The 26,561-nt window shown below is 59.1% G+C and carries 23 protein-coding genes; 1 reads left to right on the top strand and 22 read right to left on the bottom strand.

Annotated elements, in window-relative coordinates:
• Positions 1 to 135: 135 nt before the first annotated feature.
• Entirely contained in the window at positions 136 to 4,065 is a 3,930-nt protein-coding gene (gene purL, locus BSP75_RS06890) for a phosphoribosylformylglycinamidine synthase (protein WP_075112681.1), read from the bottom strand.
• Positions 4,066 to 4,214: 149 nt separating this feature from the next.
• Between purL and mltF the strand changes: the two genes are divergently transcribed.
• A complete protein-coding gene (gene mltF, locus BSP75_RS06885; RefSeq protein ID WP_042658447.1) occupies positions 4,215 to 5,699 on the top strand; it encodes a membrane-bound lytic murein transglycosylase MltF in 1,485 nt (494 codons plus the stop codon).
• 372 nt (positions 5,700 to 6,071) lie between these two features.
• Here mltF and BSP75_RS06880 read toward each other — a convergent pair whose 3' ends face one another.
• The 21 genes from BSP75_RS06880 to BSP75_RS06780 all read right to left on the bottom strand — a co-directional run bounded on the left by BSP75_RS06880 (position 6,072) and on the right by BSP75_RS06780 (position 26,501).
• Positions 6,072 to 6,296 carry a zinc ribbon domain-containing protein gene (locus BSP75_RS06880; protein WP_075112680.1) on the bottom strand — a complete coding sequence of 75 codons (225 nt, stop codon included), beginning with the start codon at positions 6,294 to 6,296 and terminating at the stop codon, positions 6,072 to 6,074.
• A 124-nt stretch (positions 6,297 to 6,420) separates the two neighbouring features.
• Positions 6,421 to 7,917 carry a ribosome biogenesis GTPase Der gene (gene der / locus BSP75_RS06875; RefSeq protein WP_042063432.1) on the bottom strand — a complete coding sequence of 499 codons (1,497 nt, stop codon included), beginning with the start codon at positions 7,915 to 7,917 and terminating at the stop codon, positions 6,421 to 6,423.
• 74 nt (positions 7,918 to 7,991) lie between these two features.
• Positions 7,992 to 9,176 carry an outer membrane protein assembly factor BamB gene (gene bamB, locus BSP75_RS06870; RefSeq protein ID WP_075112679.1) on the bottom strand — a complete coding sequence of 395 codons (1,185 nt, stop codon included), beginning with the start codon at positions 9,174 to 9,176 and terminating at the stop codon, positions 7,992 to 7,994.
• On the bottom strand, positions 9,169 to 9,819 hold the full coding sequence (locus BSP75_RS06865) for a tetratricopeptide repeat protein (protein ID WP_075112678.1): 651 nt from the start codon (positions 9,817 to 9,819) through the stop codon (positions 9,169 to 9,171). Before BSP75_RS06865 ends, bamB begins: the two co-directional genes overlap by 8 nt.
• A gap of 3 nt (positions 9,820 to 9,822) precedes the next feature.
• Positions 9,823 to 11,100: a histidine--tRNA ligase gene (gene hisS / locus BSP75_RS06860; RefSeq protein ID WP_033136069.1), complete on the bottom strand. Its 1,278-nt coding sequence runs from the start codon at positions 11,098 to 11,100 to the stop codon at positions 9,823 to 9,825.
• Positions 11,101 to 11,238: 138 nt separating this feature from the next.
• Positions 11,239 to 12,354, bottom strand: a complete 1,116-nt coding sequence (ispG, locus tag BSP75_RS06855) for a flavodoxin-dependent (E)-4-hydroxy-3-methylbut-2-enyl-diphosphate synthase (RefSeq protein WP_075112677.1) — start codon at positions 12,352 to 12,354, stop codon at positions 11,239 to 11,241.
• Positions 12,355 to 12,364: 10 nt separating this feature from the next.
• The gene (gene rodZ, locus BSP75_RS06850; protein ID WP_075112676.1) at positions 12,365 to 13,333 is read right to left on the bottom strand and encodes a cytoskeleton protein RodZ; all 969 of its coding nucleotides are present in this window, start codon (positions 13,331 to 13,333) and stop codon (positions 12,365 to 12,367) included.
• On the bottom strand, positions 13,323 to 14,114 hold the full coding sequence (tapF, locus tag BSP75_RS06845) for a PilW family type IVa pilus biogenesis/stability lipoprotein TapF (RefSeq protein WP_148140637.1): 792 nt from the start codon (positions 14,112 to 14,114) through the stop codon (positions 13,323 to 13,325). The genes rodZ and tapF overlap by 11 nt, the downstream gene beginning before the upstream one ends.
• Before the next feature lie 11 nt (positions 14,115 to 14,125).
• Positions 14,126 to 15,229 carry a bifunctional tRNA (adenosine(37)-C2)-methyltransferase TrmG/ribosomal RNA large subunit methyltransferase RlmN gene (locus tag BSP75_RS06840; protein WP_033136073.1) on the bottom strand — a complete coding sequence of 368 codons (1,104 nt, stop codon included), beginning with the start codon at positions 15,227 to 15,229 and terminating at the stop codon, positions 14,126 to 14,128.
• A gap of 167 nt (positions 15,230 to 15,396) precedes the next feature.
• Positions 15,397 to 15,825 (bottom strand): nucleoside-diphosphate kinase, encoded by a 429-nt coding sequence (gene ndk / locus BSP75_RS06835; RefSeq protein ID WP_033136074.1) that lies wholly within the window; start codon positions 15,823 to 15,825, stop codon positions 15,397 to 15,399.
• Between the two features lie 268 nt (positions 15,826 to 16,093).
• Positions 16,094 to 17,377 carry an aminopeptidase PepB gene (gene pepB / locus BSP75_RS06830; RefSeq protein ID WP_075112674.1) on the bottom strand — a complete coding sequence of 428 codons (1,284 nt, stop codon included), beginning with the start codon at positions 17,375 to 17,377 and terminating at the stop codon, positions 16,094 to 16,096.
• Entirely contained in the window at positions 17,374 to 18,678 is a 1,305-nt protein-coding gene (gene pepB, locus BSP75_RS06825) for an aminopeptidase PepB (RefSeq protein ID WP_075112673.1), read from the bottom strand. The genes pepB (BSP75_RS06830) and pepB (BSP75_RS06825) overlap by 4 nt, the downstream gene beginning before the upstream one ends.
• 173 nt (positions 18,679 to 18,851) lie before the next feature.
• Positions 18,852 to 19,190 carry an ISC system 2Fe-2S type ferredoxin gene (gene fdx / locus BSP75_RS06820; RefSeq protein ID WP_075112672.1) on the bottom strand — a complete coding sequence of 113 codons (339 nt, stop codon included), beginning with the start codon at positions 19,188 to 19,190 and terminating at the stop codon, positions 18,852 to 18,854.
• A 1-nt stretch (position 19,191) separates the two neighbouring features.
• Positions 19,192 to 21,039 carry a Fe-S protein assembly chaperone HscA gene (gene hscA, locus BSP75_RS06815; RefSeq protein WP_075112671.1) on the bottom strand — a complete coding sequence of 616 codons (1,848 nt, stop codon included), beginning with the start codon at positions 21,037 to 21,039 and terminating at the stop codon, positions 19,192 to 19,194.
• Positions 21,040 to 21,067: 28 nt separating this feature from the next.
• On the bottom strand, positions 21,068 to 21,586 hold the full coding sequence (gene hscB / locus BSP75_RS06810) for a co-chaperone HscB (protein ID WP_042013204.1): 519 nt from the start codon (positions 21,584 to 21,586) through the stop codon (positions 21,068 to 21,070).
• A gap of 118 nt (positions 21,587 to 21,704) precedes the next feature.
• Positions 21,705 to 22,028: an iron-sulfur cluster assembly protein IscA gene (gene iscA / locus BSP75_RS06805; RefSeq protein WP_005333812.1), complete on the bottom strand. Its 324-nt coding sequence runs from the start codon at positions 22,026 to 22,028 to the stop codon at positions 21,705 to 21,707.
• 15 nt (positions 22,029 to 22,043) lie between these two features.
• Positions 22,044 to 22,427, bottom strand: coding sequence for a Fe-S cluster assembly scaffold IscU (gene iscU / locus BSP75_RS06800; RefSeq protein ID WP_040094674.1), 384 nt, complete (start codon positions 22,425 to 22,427; stop codon positions 22,044 to 22,046).
• 41 nt (positions 22,428 to 22,468) lie between these two features.
• Positions 22,469 to 23,683, bottom strand: coding sequence for an IscS subfamily cysteine desulfurase (locus BSP75_RS06795; protein WP_075112670.1), 1,215 nt, complete (start codon positions 23,681 to 23,683; stop codon positions 22,469 to 22,471).
• A gap of 53 nt (positions 23,684 to 23,736) precedes the next feature.
• The gene (gene iscR / locus BSP75_RS06790; RefSeq protein WP_042063444.1) at positions 23,737 to 24,240 is read right to left on the bottom strand and encodes a Fe-S cluster assembly transcriptional regulator IscR; all 504 of its coding nucleotides are present in this window, start codon (positions 24,238 to 24,240) and stop codon (positions 23,737 to 23,739) included.
• Positions 24,241 to 24,332: 92 nt separating this feature from the next.
• Positions 24,333 to 25,055: a tRNA (cytosine(32)/uridine(32)-2'-O)-methyltransferase TrmJ gene (gene trmJ / locus BSP75_RS06785; RefSeq protein ID WP_075112669.1), complete on the bottom strand. Its 723-nt coding sequence runs from the start codon at positions 25,053 to 25,055 to the stop codon at positions 24,333 to 24,335.
• A gap of 813 nt (positions 25,056 to 25,868) precedes the next feature.
• Positions 25,869 to 26,501 carry a tetracycline resistance transcriptional repressor TetR(E) gene (locus tag BSP75_RS06780; protein WP_011899269.1) on the bottom strand — a complete coding sequence of 211 codons (633 nt, stop codon included), beginning with the start codon at positions 26,499 to 26,501 and terminating at the stop codon, positions 25,869 to 25,871.
• Positions 26,502 to 26,561: the final 60 nt, after the last annotated feature.

Raw genomic sequence — 26,561 nt, 5'->3', positions numbered from 1 at the left:
GGGGTATCCATGATGGTAGACCTCAAGGTGATGGCCTACTTCAAGATTAGCCTTTCAACACGTAATTGGGACAGCGCCTAAAAAAACCGGCCAAATTTGGCCGGTTTCTGTTTTTATGCGCTTGCGCTGTCGCTATTAACCCAGGCGGACCCGGGCGTTGCGGAACATCCGCATCCAGGCGCCGTCCTCGCCCCAGTTGTCCGGGTGCCAGGAGTTGGCCACGGTGCGGAACACCCGCTCCGGGTGCGGCATCATGATGGTGGCGCGACCGTCCGTGGTAGTGACGGCGGTGATACCATCCGGCGAGCCGTTCGGGTTGGCCGGGTATTGCTCGGTCACGCTGCCACGGTTATCCACGAAACGCAGCCCCACCAGACCGCTGGCTTGCAGTGCGCTCAGGTGAGCGGCATCGCGCACCTCGACACGCCCTTCCCCATGGGAAACGGCAATCGGCATCACGGAGCCTGCCATGCCGGCAAAGAAGGCGGACGGAGAGTCTTGCACCTCTACCAGACTGAAGCGTGCCTCGAAGCGCTCGGAGCGGTTGCGCACAAAGCGCGGCCACAGATCGGCACCCGGGATGAGGTCTCGCAAGTTGGACATCATCTGGCAACCGTTGCAGACACCCAGAGAGAGGGTATCGCCACGCTCGAAGAAGCGCTGGAACTGTTCGCGGGCGTTGTCGTTGAACAGGATGGACTTGGCCCAGCCTTCACCCGCCCCCAGCACGTCACCGTAGGAGAAGCCGCCACAGGCCACCAGGGTCTGGAACTCCTCCAGCTTGATACGACCGGAGAGAATGTCGCTCATGTGCACATCCACCGCCGCGAAACCGGCACGGTCGAACGCCGCCGCCATCTCCACGTGGGAGTTGACTCCCTGCTCGCGCAGCACCGCCAGACGGGGGGAGACACCACGGGCGATATAGGGGGCAGCCACATCCTCGGACGGGTTGTAGCTGAGCTTGGCCTGCAGGCCAGGATCGGCTGCGTCCTGACGGGCCGCGTGCTCACTGTCGGCACACTCGGGGTTGTCGCGCAGGCGCTGCATCTGCCAGCTGGTCTCGCCCCAGATGGTGCGAAGGGTGGTACGGCTGGCACGATAGACCTCCTGACCGCCCCGCTGCAAGGTGATGAGATCCCCTTCGCGCACCGTGCCAAGCACGTGAGAGCAAGCCGCCAGACCGTGACCGGCCAGCAGGGTCATCACCGCCTCTTTATCTTCACGACGTACCTGAATGACGGCGCCCAGCTCTTCGTTGAACAACGCCGGCAGCAGCTCGCCGCCGATGCGATCGAGCTGGATGTCGAGGCCGCAGTGGCCGGCAAACGCCATTTCGGTCAGGGTGACGAACAGGCCGCCGTCAGAGCGGTCGTGATAGGCGATCAGCTTGCGATCGGCCACCAGCGCCTGAATGGCGTTGAAGAAGCCCTTGAGCTGGACCGGATTGTCGAGATCCGGCGCCTTGTCGCCCAGCTGGCGATAGACCTGTGCCAGCGCCGAGGCGCCGAGGCGCTGCTTGCCGTTGCCAAGGTCGATGAGGATAAGGTCGGTTTCACCGAGATCGGTACGCAGCTGCGGCGTGACTGTGTTACGCACATCCTCAACCCGGGCAAAGGCGGAGATGAGCAGGGAGAGCGGCGAGGTGACGCTTTGCTCCTTGCCATCCTGCTGCCAGCAGGTCTTCATGGACATGGAATCCTTGCCCACCGGTATGGTGATGCCAAGGGCCGGGCAGAGCTCCTCGCCCACCGCCTTGACCGCCTCATAGAGGCCGGCATCCTCACCCGGGTGACCGGCAGCGGCCATCCAGTTGGCGGAGAGCTTGACCCGCTTCAGTGACCCGATGTGAGTTGGCGCCAGGTTGGTGAGCGCTTCCGCGACCGCCATACGGGCAGAGGCGGCGTGGGAGAGCAGCGCGACCGGCGTGCGCTCGCCCATCGACATGGCTTCACCGTGGTAGCTGTCGTAGGTGGCGGCGGTGACAGCGCAATCGGCCACCGGGATCTGCCAGGGGCCAACCATTTGGTCGCGGTTAACCAGACCTGTCACGCTGCGATCGCCGATGGTTATCAGGAAGGATTTCTCCGCCACGGTCGGCAGGCGCAGTACCCGCTCGGCCGCGTCACTCAGGGTGATGCCATCGAGCTGGAGCGCTTTACCTTGCGCAGGCAGGGTCACCACGTCGCGGTGCATCTTGGGCGCCTTGCCGAGCAGCACGTCCAGCGGCAGATCGATGGGCTGATTGTCAAAGTGGCTGTCAGAGAGGGTCAGATGCTTCTCTTGGGTCGCGGTGCCGATCACGGCATAAGGAGCGCGCTCGCGCTCGCACAGGGCCTTGAACAGCGGCAGCTTGTCCTGCGCTACCGCCAGCACGTAACGCTCCTGGGATTCGTTGCACCAGATCTCCAGCGGGCTCATGCCCGGCTCGTCGCTCTGGATGGCGCGCAAATCGAAGCGACCGCCACGCTCACCGTCGTTGACCAGCTCCGGCATGGCGTTGGAGAGACCGCCCGCCCCCACATCGTGGATAAAGACGATGGGGTTGTCGTCCCCCAGCTGCCAGCAGCGGTCGATCACCTCCTGGCAACGGCGCTCCATCTCGGGGTTGTCACGCTGCACCGAGGCAAAGTCGAGATCTTCGGCTGACTGGCCGGAGGCCATGGAGGATGCCGCACCGCCGCCCAGACCGATGTTCATCGCCGGGCCGCCCAGCACGATCAGCGCAGCCCCGACCGGGATCTCCCCTTTCTGGACATGTTCGGTGCGGATGTTGCCGATACCGCCTGCCAGCATGATGGGTTTGTGGTAGCCACGCACCTCGACGCCGTTGTGGCTCGGCACCTCCTCTTCGAAGGTACGGAAGTAACCGAGAATGGCCGGACGGCCGAACTCGTTGTTGAACGCGGCGCCGCCGAGCGGCCCCTCCTGCATGATGTCAAAGGCACTGACGATGCGGCTCGGCTTGCCGAAATCCTGCTCCCAGGGCTGCTCGAAGCCGGGGATCCGCAGGTTGGAGACGGAGAAACCGACCAGACCCGCCTTGGGCTTGGCACCGCGACCGGTGGCACCCTCGTCGCGGATTTCGCCGCCGGAGCCGGTGGCCGCCCCCGGGAACGGGGAGATGGCGGTCGGGTGGTTGTGGGTCTCCACCTTCATCAGGATGTCGACCTGCTCCTGGTGATACTGGTACTCGCCATTGGCTGGGCTCGGGAAGAAGCGGCCACCCTGGCTCCCTTCCATCACGGCGGCGTTGTCTTTATAGGCAGAGAGGACATAGTCCGGCGTCTGCTCGAAGGTGTTCTTGATCATCTTGAACAGCGACTTGGGCTGCTGCTCGCCATCGATGGTCCAGTCGGCATTGAAGATCTTGTGACGGCAGTGCTCGGAGTTCGCCTGGGCGAACATATAGAGCTCGATGTCGTTGGGGTTGCGACCCAACTTGGTGAAATTCTCTACCAGATAGTCGATTTCGTCGTCGGCCAGCGCAAGACCGAGCGCCACGTTGGCCTCGGCCAAGGCGGCGCGGCCACCGCCCAGCACATCCACCTGGGTGAAGGGGCGCGGCTCGTGGTGAGCAAACAGGGCGGCAGCTTCGCTCATCTCGGCAAACACCACTTCCATCATCCGATCATGCAGCACGGCGGCAATGGCGCGGCGCTGGGCGGCGCTAGGCTCACCCTTCATCGTCAGGTAATAGGCAATACCGCGCTCCAGCCGCTTGACCTGTTTCAGGCCGCAGTTGTGGGCGATGTCGGTTGCTTTGGAAGACCAGGGGGAGATAGTGCCGGGGCGGGGGGTAACAAGAAACAGCTGACCGCTGGGGGTGTGTTCGGGGATGGTCGGGCCGTAGCGCAAGAGCTGGCCCAAGGTCGCTCGCTCGGGGGGAGAGAGGGGGCTTGTCAGCTCGGCAAAGTGCACATACTCGGCATAGACATCCTCTATTTCTACTCCGCTCTCTACTCCACTCTCCGTACCACTCTCATTTCTCATCTGTGCGAAGCGTTGCAGCAGTTTTTGGACACGAAAATCAGACAGTGCTGGGGCACCACGCAAGATATCCATATGACCTTTCTCACCAAGTTTTAAAGTGGGGGGGAATTGAGACGCGCGTATTATAGGGATCTGGCTCACGCCGGACAAACGTTTTTCTCACTTCGTGCAGTGTGACTCTGCGCACACTCTCTGGTATAAAGGTGCCTCTTTTTTGACAAATGCCGATTTTTTCAACAAAGGTACTCACCTACTTGCGCTGCATTTTTCGACTGTTTATCGGGCTGTTGTTGACGCTGACGCTAGTTGGCTGCGACTTCTATAGCCCCTCGAGCCAGCTGGAGCAGATCCGCCAGCGAGGCGAGATCCGGGTTGGCACCATCTATGGTCCCACCTCTTATTACCAGCGTGATGACCTCGCCCAGGGGTTCGATTACGAGCTGGCGCAAAACTATGCCGACTGGTTGGGGGTGAAACTCACCATCATCCCGGTCGACACCACTGACGAACTGGTCGCCCTGCTCAAGAAGGGCAAACTCGATCTGGCCGCCGCCGCCATCATGGTCACCCCCGAGCGACGCGAGCTGTTTCGCTTTGGCCCGGGCTTCTATCAGGTCTCCCCCAAGCTGGTCTACCGTAACGGCAAACCCAAGCCGGCTTCGTTGAACGACATCAAGGGCAAACTGGTCGTTGCTGCCGGCTCCACCGGAGAAGACCTGCTCAAAGAGATGAGCAAGGAGAATCCGGCACTGACGTGGAGCACCAGCCACAATGCCGATGTGGAGGAGCTGCTCAAGCAGGTGGTGGATGGCAAGATTGACTACACGGTGGTGCAGGATACCGTGTTGGCCCGTACCCAGCGCTACTACCCGGAGCTCACCGAGGGGCTGACCCTGGCCCAGAAGCAGACCGTCGCCTGGGCCATGAGCAAGCTGCCCGATGACAGCCTCTATGCCAGCGTGATCGACTTCTTCGGTCAGCGCTTCATGGATGGTGCCATCGCCAAACTGGACGAGAAGTACTTCGGCCACGTGCAGAACTTCGACTTTGTCGATACCCGCACCTTCCTCAAGCGCGCCAAGAGCCTGCTGCCCAAATACCAGCCACTGTTCCAGACTCACGCCAAGAATATCGACTGGCGCCTGCTCGCCGCCATCAGCTATCAGGAGTCCCACTGGGACCCGCAGGCCCGCTCCTACACCGGCGTGCGCGGCATGATGATGCTGACCGAGCCCACCGCCAAGGCGATGGGGGTCAACGACCGGCTCCATCCGGAAGAGAGCATCAAGGGGGGCTCCCTCTATCTGCAACAGATGATGGAGAAGGTGCCGGATTCGGTGCCCGATGACGAGAAGGTGTGGTTTGCCCTCACCGCCTACAACATCGGTTACGGCCACATGATGGATGCCCGCCGCCTGGCCAAGGATCTTGGCAAGAATCCCGACGCCTGGAGCGACGTGAAAGAGGTGCTGCCGCTGCTGCAACAGGCGCGCTGGCATCGCAAGGTGCGTTACGGCTATGCCCGTGGCAGCGAGGCGCGCAACTATGTCAACAACGTGCGCCAGTACTACCAGAGCCTGCTGTGGCTCGACAACGAGCAACAGAAGGCGCACCAGCGGGAGAGTCTCGACAACGACAGCGAGCCGGAGCTGGCCGAGCGTCCCACCATCATCGCCGAGGTGGTCAATCAGATCACCTTGCGCTAACCAGCCATTATTCGGCTGTTTTCACACAAATTTCTCTGTTACCATCGATTCACATCGGAGCCTATCCGAAATCGCATTGTTTTCATTATGTTGAGAGATTAAATAACAGCAATTTCGGATGGGCTCCATCAATGACCCAAGGCCGGGACGGCCACCCAGTTGGGAGGAGACCAAGATGCAAAAACGTAGAAAAATCAGTCTGGTCAGAAAAGCGAAGTGCAGCTGGAGCCCCAGACGCAAACTCAAGCTTAATGACATCAAGCGCAACCTGTGGCGCAGAAATCGATCCTATACCCTGCTTATTGCAGAGCACACAGCATAAACCCGGCATTCGCCGGGTTTTTTTATCTTCTTTCTCACCTGACTACCGTCTTACACCAGCGCCGCCTTGAACTGTACCGTCCGTTTGGAGATCAGCGAGTTGCAGTGGTTGCAGAAGTAATCCACCGCACCGCACGCCTTGAGACGCTCCAGCTCCTGCTGGCAGATGGGACAGATGGCCGTGACGCGAACAGGGGCCTGGCACTGACCACAGGTCTGTTCCTTGCTGCGGGTATCCAGTTCAGCCTGGCATGATGGGCAAAGCAGCGCTTCCATTGACGACTCCTCATAAAGTGAACCTGCGATGGGCTTGCCCATGGCGGGTTCCCCTCCCCGCCGGACATCACGCCACGGCAGGGGGAATAACAAAGCGGCTGCCGGTGAGGGCAGCCGCAAGGACTTATTTCTTCTTCATTTTCAGCAGGCGTTTGCGCTGACGTTCCTGACTCAGGGTCATGGTGTTCTTCTTGCCTTCAAACGGGTTGACCGACTCCTGGAACTCGACCCGGATCGGCGAGCCCATGATCTTGAGGGACTTGCGGAAGTAGTTCATCAGGTAACGCTTGTAGGAATCCGGCAAATCGTTCAGCTGGTTGCCGTGGATCACGATGCGCGGCGGGTTGTAGCCACCGGCGTGGGCGTACTTGAGCTTGACGCGGCGACCGTTGACCATCGGCGGCTGGTGATCTTCCTGCGCCATCTGCATGATGCGGGTCAGCATCGCCGTGCTGGTACGACGGGTGGCGGACTGGTAAGCCTCCTGAATGGATTCAAACAGGTGGCCAACACCGCTGCCGTGCAGGGCGGAGATGAAGTGGACGCGCGCGAAGTCGATGAAGCCCAAGCGACGATCCAGCTCGTTCTTCACATCCTCTTTCACCTTCTGATCCAGGCCATCCCACTTGTTCACCACCAGCACCACGGAGCGGCCGGAGTGGAGCACGAAGCCGAGGATGCTCAAATCCTGATCGGTGATGGTCTCCTGGGCGTCGATCACCAGCAGGCAAACGTTGGCATCTTCGATGGCTTTCAGGGTTTTGATGACGGAGAACTTCTCCACCGTCTCGTGCACCTTGCCACGACGACGCACACCGGCGGTATCGATAATGACGTACTTCTGCTCGTCACGCTCCATCGGAATGTAGACGGAGTCGCGGGTGGTGCCGGGCATGTCATAGACGATGACCCGATCTTCACCCAGCATGCGGTTGGTCAGGGTCGATTTACCGACGTTGGGACGACCGACGATGGCAAACTTGATAGGCAGGTCGGCAAACGGGGTCTCTTTGGTATCTTCCCGGGTGTCCAGATCACCGGCAGCTACCATGCGCAGCAGGGCTTCTTCGTCGAAGTCCTCCTCTTCCTCATCCTGCGCATCTTCATCGGTAGCGGCTTCGACCAGGGTCTCCAGATGGGGAGCCAGGGCCAGTTCCAGCAGGCTCAGCACGCCACGACCGTGGGCGGCCGCGATCTGGTAGACCTCGCCCAGCGCCAGACCATAGAACTCGGAAACCGCGGAATCACCATCGATGCCATCGGTCTTGTTGGCCACCAGAAATACCTTCTTGTGGGCCTTGCGCAGGTGTTCGGCGATGGCTTGATCCGCCGCGGTCAGACCGGCACGGGCATCCACCATGAACAGCACGACGTCCGCTTCTTCGATGGCCAGCAGGGATTGCTCGGCCATCTTCAGCTCGATCCCCTCTTCGGTACCATCGATACCGCCGGTATCGACCACGATAAATTCCAGCTCGCCCAACTTCGCCTGACCGTATTTACGGTCCCGGGTCAGACCGGGAAAATCGGCAACCAGGGCATCCCGAGTACGGGTCAAGCGGTTAAACAGGGTGGATTTCCCCACGTTGGGGCGGCCCACCAGGGCTACTACAGGAGTCATAAAAGCCTCATTCTCAAGACGACAAAGGCTCCGGGTCCGAAGACCAGGAGCCGGATATTCACATTATCGGACGATCAAGGACGCTTGAGGGCGTACAACTTGCCGTCACGGCTCTGCACATACAGGGTCTCGCCATCCACCAGCGGGGCGGCGTAGAGGCCACTGCTATCGAGCTGCTGCATCGCCTTGATGGTACCGTCGGTACGATCAAGCCAATACAGGTATCCTTCCACATCACCCACCACCACATAGTCACCGAAGATGACAGGTGCAGTGACGGTACGATTCTCCAGCTGGGTGTTGGACCACAGCTCCAGACCGTTGCGACGATCGACCGCAAACAGATGGCTGCGGCTGTCGGTCAGCACAATGGCATTGCCGGTCATCGCCAGGTCGCGATAGCCGGAATACTTGCGCTTCCACACTTCGTCGCCGGTCATCAGTTTGCGAGCCATCAGCTGGCCGTTGTAGGCGATGGCATAGAGCTCATCACCGGCGATCAGCGGGCTAGCATCGACGTCGACCATACGGTCCAGTTCGGTAGCACCGCGGGCATCAGCCACCTTGGACTGACGCACCGGCTGGCCGTTGCTCAGCAGGGCAATGCCCACCTTGCCATCAGCACGGCCGTAAATCACGGCGCCGTTGGTGATCACCGGCGCACCGGCACTGCGCAGGGTCAGCGGCGGCTGCTCTTCGGAGAGCGACCACTGCAGCTTGCCTTCGTCAGTATCGAGGGCAATCAGGCGACCGGAGGTGGTCAGCACCACCACGCGGCCATCTTCCACCGCAGGGCTCGCCACCACTTCGCCGGGCACATTGGTCTGCCACAGCACTTCACCGTTCTCTTCGTTCAGGGCGTAGACCACCCCGTTCTCGGAGCCGAGGAACAGCTTGCCGTAACGGGAGACCAGACCACCGGAGAGGCGGGCGCTGCGCTTGTCGGCATTGACCGGCAGGTCAGCCAGATCGACGGTCCAGAGGCGATCGCCACTGGCCCGATCGAACGCGGTGACATCACCATCACGGGCGGCCGCATAGATGCGATCCTCTTCCACCACCGGCTTGAGCTGGGAGTAGAAGTCACCGATGCCATCACCCACGGTAGATGACCATGCGGTGTCGGCGGAGAAGGCAGATTCAACCACGGGCAGCGGTGCCATCGGGTTGAGATCCTCTTCCGAACTGAACAGGGAGCAACCCTGCAGAGCGAAGGAGACCGCAGCCCCCAGCGCTACCATCTTGAATAGATTACGCATCCGGTGCCTCACCAGTCGCAACGGCCGGCAGGGCCAGATCGTCCATTTTCAGCTTGAGCTCGGCGCTCCCCTGCAGGCCGCCGGCATCGGCCGCCGCCTGATAGGCATCACGGGCCTCTTCGGTCTTGCCCTGCTTTTGCAGCACATCGCCACGGGCTTCGGCTACCTGCGCTTTGAAGGCGTCATTCTGGATGGTCGCCAGCTTGGCCAGCGCTTCGTCCGCCTTGCCCTGATCATTCAGCACACGGGCCAGACGCAGGGCCGCGATGGGGCGAATACTCTCGTCACCTGTGGTGGCCACCAGATCCAGCTGCTCGACAGCCAGATCCAGCTTGCCCGCCTTGACGGCAGCGGCAGCCAGTTGCAGAGCGGCCAGCTCGGCGTAGGAGTCACCCTTGTTGGTGGTGACAAACTGCTGTGCCTGCTCGAAACCGGCTGCATCGCCCTTGGCCAGCTGTTCAATCACCTGATTGTAAGCCTGGGAGGAGGCCTCCATGGTCTCTTGCTGATGCTGGTTGTAATAGCGCCAGCCGAACAGACCGACCAGACCGATCACGGTCCCGGCAATCACCGAGGTTCCGTTCTCTTTCCACCACTCCTTGATAACCTCAACCTGTTGTTCTTCGGTGGTATAGACTTCCACAGCTTACTCTCCTTTGGCTGCCAGCAGGGCAATGGCGGCGTCAACCTTGACGGTCTGTTGCTCGGCCTGACCACGCAGATATTTGATAGTGATCTCCCCGTTTTGCACCTCGGTTTCACCAAGGATCAGGGCGATTGCCGCGCCGCTCTTGTCGGCACGTTTGAGTTGTTTCTTGAAGTTGCCACCACCGCAGTGGCTCATCAGGCGCAAGTCCGGCAGGGCATCGCGCAGACGCTCGGCCAACTGGAAGCCAGCCTGCTCGGTCCCCTCGCCCACCATCGCCAGATAGACATCCACCGCTGGGCGGATATCGGCGTTGAGCTCGAGGGTCTCCAGCATCAGCACCAGACGCTCCATGCCCATGGCAAAGCCCACGGCCGGGGTCGGTTGACCACCGAGCTGCTCCACCAGACCGTCATAGCGGCCACCGGCACAGACGGTGCCCTGGGCACCCAGACTGCTGGTGACCCACTCGAACACGGTCAGGTTGTAGTAGTCAAGACCACGCACCAGACGCTCGTTCACTTCGTATTTGATACCGGCAGACTCGAGCAGGCGCTTGAGCCCCTCGAAGTGGGCCAGGCTCTCTTCGCCCAGATGGTCGAACAGACGCGGAGCACCCACCAGGATGGCCTGTACTTTTTCATCCTTGGAGTCGAGCACCCGCAGCGGGTTGCTGTACATCCGGCGCTGGCTCTCTTCGTCCAGCTGATCCTTGTACTGCTCCAGATAGGCCACCAGCGCATCGCGGTAAGCGGCGCGCTCGGCGCTCTGGCCCAGGGTGTTGAGCTGCAGAGTGACATGCTCGCTTATGCCAAACAGACGCCACAGGCGGTGGGTCAGCATGATCAGTTCTGCGTCAATATCCGGCCCGTTGATGCCAAACAGCTCGACACCGAACTGGTGGAACTGGCGGTAACGGCCCTTCTGGGGACGCTCGTGACGGAACATGGGGCCCATGTACCACATCCGGCGTTCCTGGTTGTAGAGCAGACCGTGTTCGATACCGGCACGGACGCAGCTGGCGGTCCCTTCCGGACGCAGGCTCAGGCTGTCGCCGTTGCGGTCTTCAAAGGTGTACATCTCTTTTTCGACCACGTCGGTCACTTCACCGATGGCGCGCTTGAACAGATGAGTCTGCTCGACAATCGGCATGCGCACTTCGCTGTAGCCATAGCTGGCAACGACCTGGCGCAGGATCTGTTCAACCTTCTGCCATACCGGGCTCTGCTCCGGCAGGCAATCATTCATACCGCGAATAGCTTGGATCTGTTTTGCCACGTTGATACTCGAGAAAAAGAGGTAAAATTTGGCCGCATTATAGGGATTTTCCCCCCCAAGGTAAAATCAGGGAATCCGGATGCGGGATTTAAAATCAGTCACCTGGAAAAAGGGCCACCCAGTGTGGCCCCGATTTGCTCAATCCTTGTCCATCAGGATCCGGTTGGCGGGATCCATCATGGCGGCCCGGGCGCGAATGCGTCGCTCCAGCACCGGAATGAGATCCTTGTTGTCGAGCCGATCGACCCGCAGGCCCCCTTCATAGAAGGCACTCTTGTTGGCAGCCCCTGCCAGACCAAGATCAGAGACCAGCGCTTCGCCCGGGCCATTCACCACGCAACCGATGATGGAGACATCCATCGGGGTGATAATGTCTTCGAGCCGCTCTTCCAATGCGTTGACGGTGGCGATCACATCGAACTCCTGCCGTGAGCAGGAGGGACAGGCGATAAAGTTGATGCCACGGGAGCGAATGCGCAAGGATTTGAGGATATCGAAACCGACCTTCACCTCCTCCACCGGATCCGCCGCCAGCGAGATACGCAGGGTATCGCCGATGCCGTCGGTGAGCAGCATGCCCAGACCGATGGCTGACTTCACCGCGCCGGCACGGAAACCGCCCGCTTCGGTGATGCCAAGGTGCAGCGGCTGCTCAATCTGTTTGGCCAGCAGGCGATAGGCACCGACCGCCAGGAACACATCGGATGCCTTGACGCTCACCTTGAAATCCTGGAAGTCGAGGCGATCGAGATAGTCCACGTGACGCATGGCAGATTCTACCAGCGCTTCGGGGGTTGGCTCGCCGTACTTCTCCTGAATATCTTTCTCCAGCGACCCGCCATTGACCCCGATACGGATCGGGATATTGAGGTCGCGCGCGCAATCGACCACCGAACGCACCCGCTGCTCGTTGCCGATGTTGCCCGGGTTGATACGCAGGCAGTCGGCACCGTACTCGGCCACTTTCAGGGCGATGCGGTAGTCGAAGTGGATATCGGCGACGATGGGAATGCGGGTCTGCTGTTTGATGAGCCGGAACGCTTCCGCCGCTTCCATGGTGGGCACGGAGACACGGACGATATCGGCGCCGACCCGCTCGATCCGCTGGATCTGCTCGACGGTGGCGGCGACATCGGTGGTCTTGGTGTTGGTCATGGTCTGCACGGTAATGGGGGCATCGCCCCCAACCGGTACATTACCAACCATGATCTGTCTGGATTTACGACGAATGATGGGAGATTCGTGAGAAGACATGAGAAACAGGTTACTCCTGCGGCAGTGAGAAGCGGGCAGTACGACCGTTGTTGTAACGGCTCATATCAAACGACTGCCCCTTGTAGTCAAGCTTGACGGCCATCGGCGCGCCAATGATGAACTTCAGGGGCTCGGCGCCTTCCAGCACCAGCTCGTCGTTGGCCTTCTTCAGACCACTGAACAGGGTCTTGCCGTTGGCATCCTTCACATCCAGCCAGCAATCGGCGGTGAAGCTCATCTTCAGTTGCGGTGCCGTCGCAGGATCAACGACAGCCTCATTAGATTCGGTGCCATTGGCGCCGGATACCGCAACATCGGCCACCGTGCCGACATCAGCGCTGACATCGGTCGGGGCCACGGCAGCAGAGGCCGGTGCCAGCGTGGCGCTCGCCTCGGAAACCACCGCTGGGGCAGTCACGTCAGTGGCGGCAGGCGCGACAGTCACCCCTTCCACCGCATCGGTATTGATCGCATCGGGCGGCGTGATAGCGGGCGCAGCCGGGGTCGAGCTGGTCGCACTCATCTCGGTGGCAGCCAGGGCTTCATCACCGGCGGAGCGACGTGCGGTACTCTGCCACCACCAGGCGACCGAGAGCGCAATCAACACCAGGATCACCAGCCAGGTCACCACCTTGAGCCGACTATCGTTGGCTTGCTGGCGGGAGCGACGGGAGAAGCTCTGCATGTCGATATTATCGGGCGGCGTCAGACCCAGCTTGTCGTATGCGGCCAAAATGGTCTCTTCGGGGATCCCGACCAGCTTGGCATAGGTACGCAGATAGCCCCGGATAAAGGTATGGGACGTGTGCTTGTCGTAGGTATCCGATTCGATAGCGGCGATCAGGGTCAGACGAAGGTGAATGCGGGACGCAACCTGTTCTCGTGTCCAGCCAAGCTGTTCACGGGCGTTGCGCAGCAATTGGCCTGGGCCTGCTGCCTGGGAGTCGTCTTGGATATCGTGTGGCTGTTCAATAGTCATTGGCTAAATAACGCTTGGCTTGTTGCGAAGTGGGATATTGCCTTACCAGCTCAGTCCCGAATTGGTGAAGTAATGCCGGCTTGTCCATCGCCTGTGCCAGTCGCAGTCTCAACCAGAGACTCTCCTCATTCTCGTCTGACACATCGGCAAAACGGGCGAGGTAGGACTGCACATCAGGCAGCTTGCCATCTTTCATGGAAAGCTCGGCCAAGTCCAGCAATAACCCTGGATTGCGGGGATTATACCCCAAGGCCAGGCGATAGTACTCGCCTGCTTTATCATTTCTGCGATTTTGCAGCGCACAAAGTGCCGCATTTTCATAGGTATCGGCAATTTTTACATAGCCTGGCTGAATAACCGCCTGGTTGAACGCTTGATCTGCCTCGTCATAACGGCCGCGATCACAGAGGAAGGCACCATAGTTGTTCATTGCGTCAGCATTGGACGGATCCATGGCAAGGGCGTTCTTGTAATGAGTTTCGGCTGCCTTGAAATCCCCTACCTTCTGGTAAAAGTAGGCAAAACCGATCTGCACCTGAGGATTGGAGGAGTCATATTGGAGGGCGCGGTCAAGATTGAACTTGGCCTGCTCGGCATTGCCCTGACGCAGGTACTGAATACCCAGGTCGAGACGGGTCTGGGCTGCCGCCTTGAGGTCGGGGCCCACTTCACGCTGGGTCGAATTCTGGCCAGCGTAAGTGGTCTCGGTCACACAGCCAGGCAGCGCGCAGAGCGCTGCCACTACGATCAATGTACGTGTATCCATTCCCTGTCTATACAATGGCTTAGCATTTAAACCATTTTGACGGAAATCCCATCCTGTTGCATCCGATTTTTGATAGTTCGCTTGGTACGGTCAATTACGTCACCCACCAGCTGACCACAGGCGGCGTCGATGTCATCGCCACGGGTCTTGCGGACGATCACGGTGAAACCGTACTCCATCAGCACTTTGGAGAAGCGATCGATACGGCTGTTGCTCGGCTTGCCGTAAGGGTTGCCCGGGAAGGGGTTGAACGGGATCAGGTTGATCTTACTCGGGGTGTCCTTGAGTACCTTGGCCAGCTCGTGAGCATGCTGCATATCGTCATTGATATGATCGAGCAGCACATACTCGACGGTCACTCGACCACCGTTGGCGTTGGACTTCTCGAGGTAACGACGGACACCGGCGAGGAACTCCTCGATGTTGTACTTGTCGTTGATCGGCATGATCTCGGAACGCAGCTTGTCGTTCGGGGCATGCAGAGAGATAGCCAGCGCCACGTCGATCTGGTCGCCCAGCTTGTCCAGCGCAGGTACCACGCCAGAGGTGGAGATGGTCACCCGGCGCTTGGAGATGCCAAAACCGTAGTCATCCATCATCAGACGCATGGCGGGCACCACGTTGGCCAAGTTGAGCAGCGGCTCGCCCATCCCCATCATCACCACGTTGGTGATGGGGCGCTTGCCACCGACCACGCGGGCCGCACGCCACACCTGACCGATGATCTCGGAGACTTTCAGGTTACGGTTAAAGCCTTGCTGGGCGGTCGAGCAGAATTTGCACTCCAGCGCACAGCCGACTTGAGAGGAGACGCAGAGGGTCGCGCGGTCATCTTCCGGGATGTAGACGGTTTCTACTTCCTGATCACCCACCTGCAGGGCCCACTTGATAGTGCCATCGGCAGAACGCTGCTCGCGGCTGATCTCGGGCGCCTTGATCTCGGCGATCGCCTTGAGGCGCTCTTTGAGCACCTTGTTGACGTTGGTCATCTGATCGAAATCATCACACCCAAAGTGATAGATCCACTTCATTACCTGATCTGCCCGGAATGGCTTCTCGCCCAGTTCGACGAAAAAGGCACGCATGGCATCCCGATCAAGATCCAGCAGGTTGATTTTTGTTTCGCTCATCAATGGCCTCAGTTCAAACACTTCATCAATTATTGGCTGACGACGTCAGGGGGCGGCATTGTACAAATAATGGGTCTGGCTTTCCACCTGGAGAATAGAGGGATATTGCGTAAACGGCGAAAACAACAAAGGGAGCCGAAGCTCCCTTGCAGGCATCAGTCACGAGATTAGTCGCGGGAGCAGAGCTCGTTTTCGCTGAAGAAGTAAGCGATTTCACGCTGGGCAGAGGCAAAGCTGTCGGCACCGTGCACCGCGTTGCGGTCGATGCTCTCGCCGAAGCAGGCACGCAGGGTACCGGCCAGGGCTTGCTCGGGATTGGTCAGCCCCATCAGGTCGCGGTAACGCTGAACGGCATTTTCCCCTTCCAGCACCTGCACCATGACCGGACCGGAGGTCATAAAGGTCACCAGCGCATCATAGAAAGGACGGCCTTGATGTTCGGCGTAGAAGCCGGCGGCCTGTTCGCTGGTCAGACGCAGCATTTTGGCAGCAACGATGGTCAGGCCAGCGCTTTCCATGCGGTGGTAGATCTCGCCGATCAGGTTCTTGCTGACAGCATCCGGTTTGACGATAGAGAAGGTACGTTCGATGGCCATTGATATCTTTCCTTAACTACAGAGATTTATTGTTAGAATCCATGTTCGCTGGCGATTATACGTAAACAAAACCCGGAAAAACACACAAACAAGCAACTTTTTATTAAACATCACTCCCTTGCAATCAACATCCACGCTCATCTTGACCGAGCAGAGCCGGAAAATATGTGCGCTTGCGCACGATAGTGACCTTAAGCCGCCAAAACCCCATCTTTTGCTCACTATTCGAACAGCATGAAAGAAGGCACCCGAAGGTGCCTTGTCTCGCCTATTTGGCTTCCGCCAGCAGGGCCCGCGCTATGGTGCGCATCCCCAGGGTATTGGCCCCCGGCGCCCAGAGAGCATCGCCGTTGTCACTGAAGCAGGCTGCCAGATCGATATGCAGCCACCCCATCCCTTCGTTGGCAACGAAACGGGAGAGGAAGCCCGCCGCGTTGGAGGCGCCACCCGGCCCGCCCCCTTTCACCGGACGGCTGTTGGCCGTGTCGGCGTAATGGGAGGGGCACTGCTGGCGGTGCCAGGGCTCCAGCGGCAGCGGCCAGGCCGGCTCCTGCTCTGCATCGGCATAGGTCATGGCTCGGCTCACCAACCCCTTGTCGAGGCCAAACAGGGCATTGTAGCGCCCCCCCAGCGCCATCACGGCGGCGCCGGTCAGGGTGGCAGCATCGATGATCAGCGGTGCGCCACTGTCGCTCGCCAATTGCAAGCCATCGGCCAGCACCAGCCGCCCCTCGGCGTCGGTATTCACAATCTCGACCGTGGTGCCGTTCTTGTAAGTGAGGATATCCCCCAGCTTGTAGGCATGACCGGAGACCAGGTTCTCGGCGCAGCAGAGGATCAGCTTCACCCGCTTGTCGAGCCCGCGCAGCATGGCCAGCGCCAGCGCGCCGGTCACAATCGCCGCGCCCCCCATGTCGCACTTCATGGTGAGCATCCCCTCGGAGCTCTTCATGGAGTAACCGCCGGAGTCAAAGGTGATCCCCTTGCCCACCAGCGCTGCCGCCACCGGCGCCTTGGGGTCACGCCCCGGATTGAAGTCGAGCTCCAGCAATACCGGTTCGCGCGCACTGCCGCGACCCACTTGGTAAAGGCCAACCCAACCGGCCTGTTGCAGCGCTTCGCCTTTCAAAATGCGATGGCTCACCTTGTCCGGCGCCAGCTCGGTAATAAAGGAGGCGGCTTCCACTGCCAGCTCCAGCGGGCCCAGCTGCTCCGGGGTGGCATTGGTCATCTCGCGCACCCAGCGGCCACAGAGCCAACACGCTTCCAGCTCCTCTCTGTCCTCTTCCGATGACATGGCCCACTGCAGTTGCACCTCCGCCTTGGGGGTTTGCAGACCCTGGGCAAAGGCCCACTGTTGCTCACGCTCCCAGTGGCCAGCCAGCGTCACTTTCTGGATCCCTTGCTGGCAGAGGCGACGCGCCGCCTGCTGAATATCGAGCAGCGGATTGGCCGTCACCAGATGGATCACCATGCCGTCGGCGCGGTGAGAAAGCAGCGCCCCCTCCCCCCACTCGGCCGGTGCAAATTCACGACTTAACCAGACATTCATGCGGTTACCTCCTGCAGCCAGCGTGCGATGGTGCGCAGGCCGTGGCCCTTGGCGCCGGTTGCCCACAGATCGTTGCCCGATTTTTGATAGGAGGCTGCCAGATCCAGGTGTACCCAGCCCTTGCCCTCATCGCGCACGAAGCGGGAGAGGAAGGCGGCAGCCGTGGTGGCACCGGCCGTGCCTTCTGCTGAAGCAACGTTGCCCAGATCGGCAAAGGCCGAGGTGAGCTGGCTGGCATGCCAGGGCTCCAGCGGCAGCGCCCACGCCGGTTCGTTTTCCACCTTGGCGGCGGCCAGCGCACGCTGCTGTTCGGTCTCATCGAGGGCAAACACCGCATTGTAATCGCGCCCCAGCGCCATCTTGGCGGCGCCAGTCAGGGTGGCTGCGTCAAGGATATAAGTCGCGCCACTGTCGGAGGCTGCCATCAGGCCATCAGCCAGCACCAGACGCCCTTCCGCATCGGTATTCTGGATCTCGACTGAAACCCCGTTCTTGTAGGTGAGGATGTCACCCAGCTTGAAGGCGTGGCCGGAGACCAGGTTCTCGGCGCAGCAGAGAATAAGCTTCACCCGCTGGTTCAAACCACGGCTGATAGCCAGCGCCAGTGCACCGGTGACCATGGCAGCGCCGCCCATGTCGGACTTCATCGGCAGCATGTTGTCAGAGGACTTCATGGAGTAGCCACCGGAGTCGAAAGTGATCCCCTTGCCCACCAGCGCCGCCACCACGGGGGCATGGCGATCCCCGGTCGGGTTGTAGTCGAGCTCAAGCAGCACCGGCTCGCGCTCGCTGCCACGGCCGACCGACCAGATCCCGATATGGCCCGACTCGCGCAGCGCTTCACCGGCGGTGATGCGGGCAGTCACCTGATCCCCGGCCAGACCACGGATCAGCAACAGGGCCGATTCCGCCAGACTCATGGGGTAGATCTCTTCCGGACAGCCATTAGTGATGTCACGCACCCAGCGGGCCGCCTTGAGCAGTGCATCCAGTTCGCGGGCATCCGCGTCGCTCTGCTGGCCGAAATCCAGTTCACGCGTCCCCTTGGCGGCGTAGAACCCCTGGGCGAACGCATAGCGCCGCTCCAGATCCCACTCCTCACCGGCCAGCGTCACCCGCTTGATCCCGCTCGATTCGAGGCGACGGGCGGCGCGCTGAACGGTGCGCAGAACATCCTTCTCCTGACCGGCGGCACCGAGATGGATCAGTGCCTCGTCGCCATTGAAACTGAGCTGGGCGCCCTCGCCCCAATGGGCGGCCGCAGCCTGGGTGGATAACGCTACCTTCATCATGTCAGCCATCGTGTTTGCTTCCTTTTTACTGGCACTATGTATAAGCACTCTTTATGGGAAAGAGCTTATTGGCAAAGAGAGAATAACGAATACAAAAAAGGCCGTGCCCCCGAGGGTCACGGCCTTCCACCATATCACCGAAGCACCACAGGATGCTGCACGTGCAATTCACTCATGTGTAATTAATGGCGTTCAGAGGCAAGGTTCAGGGTGTACTTGGGCAGTTCCACCACCAGATCCTCTTCCGCCAGTTTTGCCTGGCAGCTGAGGCGCGATTCCGGCTCCAGTCCCCACGCCTTGTCCAGCATATCGTCTTCCAGCTCGTCGCTTGGCTCGAGAGAGTCAAAGCCCTCGCGCACCACACAATGGCAGGTAGTGCAGGCACAGGATTTCTCGCAGGCGTGCTCGATCTCGATACCGTTGCGCAGCGCCACATCCAGAATGGTCTCGCCACTTTGCCCCTCGAGGGCGGCGCCATCCGGACAGAGTACGGGATGAGGAAGAATGATCAGTTTTGGCATATTACACCTTGTTGACGTTTTGTCCGGTCAGCACCTTGCGAATGGAGGCATCCATTCGGCGGGCTGCAAACTCGCCACTGACAGCATCTGCCGCCTCAATGGCTTCTTTGATTTGATTGGTTGAGCCTGCGTTGCGCATAGTCAGCAGATGGGCGATGGCGGCATCAATCTCGGCTCGCTCGGCTGCGTTCAATAGGGCATCGCCATCGGCGGCCAGCGCCGCATTGAGACTCTCGACCACCCGGTCGGCTTCAACCTGCTGCTCGGCCAGCATGCGGGCATCCATATCCTGCTGGGCGTTCTCGATGGAGGCACTCAGCATGTTGAGGATATCCTGCTCCGCCAGCCCGTAAGAGGGCTTGACCTGGATCTCGGCCTGCACGCCGGAGGATTTCTCCATGGCGCTAACCGAGAGCAGACCATCCGCATCCACCTGGAAGGTGACCCGAATATGGGCGGCGCCGGCTGCCATCGGCGGAATACCGGTCAGGGTAAAGCGGGCCAGGGAGCGGCAATCGGCCACCAGCTCGCGCTCGCCCTGCACCACGTGAATGGCCATGGCGGTCTGACCATCCTTGAAGGTGGTGAACTCCTGGGCGCGGGCCACCGGAATGGTGGTGTTGCGCGGGATCACCTTCTCGGCGAGGCCCCCCATGGTCTCCAGACCCAGCGACAGGGGGATAACGTCCAGCAACAGCATCTCGGCATCGGGCTTGTTGCCCACCAGAATGTCAGCCTGGATGGCGGCGCCGATGGCGACCACCTTGTCCGGGTCGATACTGGTCAGCGGCGTGCGCTGGAAGAACTCGCCCACCAGTTCGCGCACCAGCGGCACCCGGGTGGAGCCACCGACCATCACCACTTCCAGCACTTCCACCTGCTCGAGGCCCGCATCGCGCAGGGCGCGGCGGCAGGCCAGCAAGGTCCGTTTCACCAGCGGGGTGATGAGCTCATCAAACTGGTTGCGGCTCACTGAACCCTGCCAGCCCGCAAAGGTGCAAGCCACCTGCTCGGCATCGGTCAGACCGTGTTTGACGGCAGCGGCCACATCCAGCAGCTCGCGCTGCAGATGGGCATCCAGCTCGCCGGTCAAACCGGCTTGTTCTTTGATCCAGTCCGCCAGCAGGTGATCGAAATCATCACCGCCGAGGGCGGAATCGCCGCCGGTCGCCATCACTTCAAACACGCCGCGGTGCAGACGCAGAATGGAGATATCGAAGGTACCGCCCCCCAGATCGTAAACCGCAATCACCCCTTCCTGACCGGAGTCGAGGCCATAGGCAATCGCGGCCGCGGTCGGCTCGTTGAGCAGCCGCAGCACGTGCAAACCGGCCAGACGGGCCGCGTCCTTGGTGCCCTGACGCTGGGCATCATCGAAATAGGCGGGCACGGTAATGACCACGCCGTCGAGCTCGCCACCCAGCGATGCGGCGCCACGCTCGGCCAGCTTTTTGAGAATTTCGGCCGAGACCTGCACCGGATTGACCAGCCCCTGACGGGTTTGCAGTTGCGGCATGCCATTGTCGGCGGCAACAAACTGGTAAGGCTGCTGGCGGGTATCGATATCGGCCAGCGCCTTGCCCATCATCCGTTTGACCGAGACGATGGTGTTGTGAGGATCGAGTGCCGCTTCACGCTTGGCATCAATCCCGACTCGAATAGCGTCGCTTTGATAGTGCACCACTGACGGGAGCAGGTCGCGCCCTTGCTCATCGCAAAGGGTATCGGCGTGACCGCTGCGAACCGCAGCGACGAGAGAGTTGGTGGTGCCGAGATCGATGCCGACGGCACGTTTGTGCTGATGAGGAACAGCGCTCTGGCCGGGTTCGGCGATTTGCAGTAATGCCATGGGTAATGAAACTTCCAGCGTTAAAGGATCAAGACTCGAGAAGCGAGTCTTCGAATCGTTCCAGCTCTTCGAGGAGCTTGTCGACAAACTTGAGTTTGCGAACGCAATCAGCGGCAACGAGATCTTTACCGGCGGCAAGAGACTCGGTCAGCTGCTGCATCAACATCTGGTGATCATGCCTGATCTCGCTGCGAAAATCCTTGATGGCGCGCTCAGGGTCGGCGTCATCTTTCAGATCGGCCAGACGCTCGCGCCACTCCAGCTGCTGCATCAGAAACGCGGTATCTTGCAGGGTCTGCTGTTCACCACGGATATCGGTGCCACGCAGGGAGAGCAGATATTCGGCACGGCGCAGCGGCGCCTTGAGAGTAGTGAATGCTTCGTTGATCTGGGCGGCACGTTGCACCGCAGCCAGCTGCTCCCGCTCGGGGGCGGTGGCAAAACGATCAGGATGGAATTGGGTTTGCAGCTGGCGGTAGGTATCAGCCAACTGACGGGTATCGAGCTCGAAGCCTTCAACCAGCCCAAACAGCTCGAAATGATTCATGCAAACCTCTTGGAAACGTTCGCCACAACCTCACTCACCCTTGGTAAATGAGATGTGGTTGAACGGGTCATGGGCGACCCGCTCAACCACAGACGAAAGATCATTGACGTCAAACAGCTCAGACACTGAAGCTTTCGCCGCAACCACACTCGCCTTTGGCGTTGGGGTTGTTGAACTGGAAGCCCTCGTTGAGGCCCTCCTTGACGAAATCCAGCTCGGTGCCATCCAGATGGATCAGGCTCTTGGCATCAACAATAATCTTGACGCCCTGCTGCTCGAACACCTGATCTTCATCGGTCAGTTCATCAACGAACTCAAGCACGTAGGCCAGACCGGAGCAGCCGGTGGTCTTGACACCGAGGCGCAGGCCAATGCCCTTGCCCCGGTTAGCCAGAAAAGAGGAAACCCGTGCCGCGGCGGCATCTGTCATGGTAATAGCCATACTGCTCTCCGACGCTTAGAGACCTTTCTTCTGCTTGTAATCGGCGATGGCGGCCTTGATGGCGTCCTCGGCCAGAATGGAGCAGTGGATCTTCACCGGTGGCAGGGCCAGCTCTTCGGCGATATCGGTGTTCTTGATGCCAGCCGCTTCGTCCAGGGTCTTGCCCTTGACCCATTCGGTCACCAGGGAGCTGGAGGCGATGGCAGAACCGCAGCCGTAGGTCTTGAACTTGGCATCTTCGATGATGCCTTCGTCGCTGATCTTCAGTTGCAGCTTCATCACGTCGCCACAAGCAGGCGCACCGACCATGCCGGTCGCGATGCTGGGATCATTCTTGTCGAAACCACCGACGTTGCGAGGATTCTCGTAGTGGTCGATTACTTTTTCACTGTAAGCCATATCTCACTCCTGCTAATTCTGTTGCTCACTGACCCGGTGGATCAGTGATGAGCCCATTCGACCGTGTTCAGATCGACGCCGTCTTTGTACATCTCCCACAGGGGGGACATCTCGCGCAGACGACCGATGGAGTCACGAATAAGCTTGACCGCGTAGTCAATCTCTTCCTCGGTGGTAAAGCGACCGATGCTGAAACGGATGGAGCTGTGTGCCAACTCGTCGTTCAGACCCAGTGCGCGCAGCACATAGGAGGGTTCCAGGCTGGCAGAGGTACAGGCCGAGCCGGAAGAGACCGCCAAATCTTTCAGCGCCATGATGAGGGACTCCCCTTCCACATAGGCAAAGCTGACGTTGAGATTGCCGCAGACGCGATGTTCCAGATCACCGTTGAGGTAAACGGCTTCGATATCTTTCAGGCCATCCCACAGACGCTGACGCAGTGCCATGACACGCTCGCCTTCGCTGACCATCTCTTCCTTGGCGATGCGGAAGGCTTCGCCCATACCGACGATCTGGTGAGTCGGCAGTGTGCCGGAACGCATGCCGCGCTCGTGACCACCACCGTGCATCTGGGCTTCGATACGCACGCGCGGTTTGCGACGCACGTAGAGCGCACCAATCCCTTTCGGACCATAAATTTTGTGGGCGGAAAGAGAGAGCAGGTCAATCTTCATCGCTTCAACGTCGATCTCTACCTTGCCAACGCTCTGGGCGGCATCCACGTGCAGCAGGATCTTGCGGGAGCGGCACAGTTCGCCCAGCCCCTTGATATTCTGGATCACGCCAATTTCGTTGTTCACATGCATCAGGCTCACCAAAATGGTGTCATCACGCATGGCATTCTCGATCATCTCGAGGGTAAACAGACCGTTGGGCATCGGCTCGAGGTAGGTCACCTCGAACCCTTCACGCTCCAGCTGACGGCAGGTATCGAGTACCGCTTTATGCTCGGTCTTGGAGGTGATGAGGTGCTTGCCCTTGCTGGCATAGAAGTGGGCAACACCCTTGATGGCCAGGTTATTGGATTCGGTCGCACCGGAGGTGAAGACGATCTCGCGGGGATCGGCACCAATCAGCTCTGCCACTTGATTACGGGCCAGATCCACCGCCTCTTCGGCTTGCCAGCCAAAACGGTGAGAACGGGAAGCCGGATTGCCGAACAGGCCATCCATGGTGAGACACTGCATCATTTTTTCTGCGACACGCGGGTCCACCGGACAGGTTGCCGAATAATCAAGGTAAATAGGCAGTTTCATGTTTTTCTCCGTCACAGTCCGGGTCATACAGAATCCCGCTGTGGAAAGCACGTTTATAGTTGGACTTTCAAGCTCACATCGCCGTGTTCTGCCCGTTCAACCAGGGACAACACGGTCTTCATTTGTTCATCTTGCTTGCCGGCAATCCGGCGCACATCGGCCTGGCGCACCAGCTCGGCCAGAGTGATATCCCCGAGGAAGCTGGAGATCCGCTCGCTCAGATCACGCCACAGGGAGTGCGTCAGGCACTGGGTACCGCCGTGGCAGCCGCCCTTGCCGAGACACTTGGTGGCATCGACCGACTCATCGACCGCGGTGATCACCTGACCGACCGAGATTTCGTCAGGGGCCAAACCTAGGCGATAACCACCGCCCGGGCCACGCACGCTGCTCACCAGACCATGTTTGCGCAGGCGGGCAAAGAGCTGCTCGAGATAGGACAACGAAATGCCCTGGCGCTCGGAAATATCGGCAAGGGGGACGGGCCCCTGCTCAGCATGCAGCGCCACGTCGAGCATGGCGGTTACAGCGTAACGTCCTTTTGAAGTCAGTCTCATGTGCCTTACCGTCTTGCGAAGCAATTTAATGGGGCACATGGTCACATACCCGACCAAATCAGTCAAGTATATGGTTGAGTAAATCAGTCGGATTAATCCGGTACGCGCGCTTTGTTCACCGAGGTCAAAATCCCGCGCAGAATGTTGAGCTCTGCCGCTTCCGGCCGTGCCCGATTGAACAAGCGACGCAGCTTGCTCATCACATAACCCGGATGGTCATCGGCAATAAAACCGGTCTTCATCAGGGTTTGTTCCAGATGCTGATAGAACCCTTCCAGCTGGGCAGCACTCGGATAGGCCATCTCATCTTCAGGCTCGGCGGCCTGCCCCTGCAGCCAGCGCATCCGCACTTCGTAACAGAGGGTCTGCACCGCCATGGCCAGATTGAGGGAGCTGTAATCGGGATTGGCCGGAATGGCCACGTGGTAGTGGCACTTTTGCAGCTCGTCATTGGTGAGACCGGTGCGTTCACGGCCAAACACCAGCGCGACCGGGTGTTGCATCCCCTCAACCACAGCCTTCTCGCCGGCTTCACGGGGGTCAAGCATCGGCCAGCTCAGGGTACGGGAGCGAGCGCTGGTGCCAATCACCAGACCACAATCGGCGATCGCGTCATCCAGCGTCGGGACGATACGGGCATTGGCAAGGACATCGCTGGCTCCTGCCGCCAGGGCGAAGGCATTGTCATCCGGCAAGGCTTGCGGATCAACCAATACCAGTTGGGTCAACCCCATGGTCTTCATGGCACGCGCCGCAGACCCCATGTTGCCGGTATGAGAGGTGTTTACCAAAACGATACGAATCTGATCCAACATGCCCAGTCAATCTTCAGTCAAAAATAGCGCGCAATTGTAACATAGGAGAACGCTATTTTGGCACCGTAAAAGCTGAGTGAATCGCCCTCAGTTGATTCTATTCAATGAGCTGGAACGGCAGATCTACCTTGGCGCTTGGCACGGATACAGATTTGAGCTTCTCATATGCTATAACCGCCTTTAGCTTGCGGGTGTATCGGAATCGCCCATTAGGCCTTAACAATAGGGACTTGTTTGCACTTTCCCTAACCAAGCCACTTATATGGCACAATGAACAAGCAGCGATGTACCTCACAAATAGAAAGACCCTGCGGTGCAGGGTCTTTCAGTTTCCAACTTAATTGTCGGTTTCCAACTTGAATGTCAGTGATCAGCAGGTGATCACAACCATTTAAGTTGGAAACTGGCAGATCAAAGTATTCAATGAGTTAACGATACCAAATGTGACATTTAAGTTGGAAACTCAAAAGTAATACTACATCTGCTCCGTGAGCAAACAGGACATTTAAGTTGGAAAACAGGCTCTATTTGACGTGATGGGGAGGGTGCGAACAAATCCTTGACACGAGATCATCAGATTTTCTTAGTACCATGGATGAGAACCAACGTGAGCCATCAACTGACCTTCGCTGACTACGAGTTCAATGGCAAACACCGCCAGACCCGCAAAGAAATCCCCCTTTTGTTCGGATCTCCCTAATTTATCAAAGGCTATGCACATACACATTTTCAAGAATACTTGTCGCGTGAAAAATAAAAATCACTGGCGATAGATTTAAAATTACTACCGTTAGCACTGCCCCATAGACAGCATCATTTATTATTACCCTGGATGGACATATATTTTTCATCTAATTGTGCAGAGAATCCAACTATTAATGATTTCAGCCCGAAATGGAAGGCCGTTTCAGCAGTGGTTCTCGTCTGAACATTAAATGCCTCCTGTAATAATGGTGGCACAGCGTCCATCACTGTATTGTATTCTGTCGGGTTTGTGGCTTGCTCTTCCAATACTGCACCCAGCGTAAAATGGCTGATAGATTGCAGAATGAAAAGAGCCTCCTCGACCGAAAACCCTGCATCGCATAGACAGCGTAGTTGCGCCTCTGCTTGTTCAAACTGGGGGGGCGTAGGAGAGGTCCCTATGTGCAATCGGGCTCCATCACGATGGACCAATAATGCTTTACGGAAACTCAGAGCATTTTCCTGGAGAAACTGCTGCCAACTCTCAGTCGGTAACGGTACTGAACGGGTGTGATGCTTCGCCAGTATTGCCTCTGAAAGCATGTTCATAAGGGTCTGCTTGTTGCGCACGTGCCAATACAGAGTCGGTTGCTCAATTTTGAGGGACTGCGCCAGCTTACGCGTAGTCAGGCCCTCTAGCCCTTCTCTGTCCAGCAGGGTGAGCGCCATTGAAATTACGTCGTCCAAGCTTAGTCGTGCCATCACTATCTCCTTTCGCTGTTGACAATCTATCACTGATAGAGTTACTTTTCAAACCCTATC

It is taken from the genome of Aeromonas sp. YN13HZO-058 (assembly GCF_001921245.1).
GTDB classification, from domain to species: Bacteria; Pseudomonadota; Gammaproteobacteria; order Enterobacterales; family Aeromonadaceae; genus Aeromonas; species Aeromonas allosaccharophila.
Note: the sequence above shows the minus strand (reverse complement) of the source record. Positions and strands in the feature narration are given on the sequence as shown.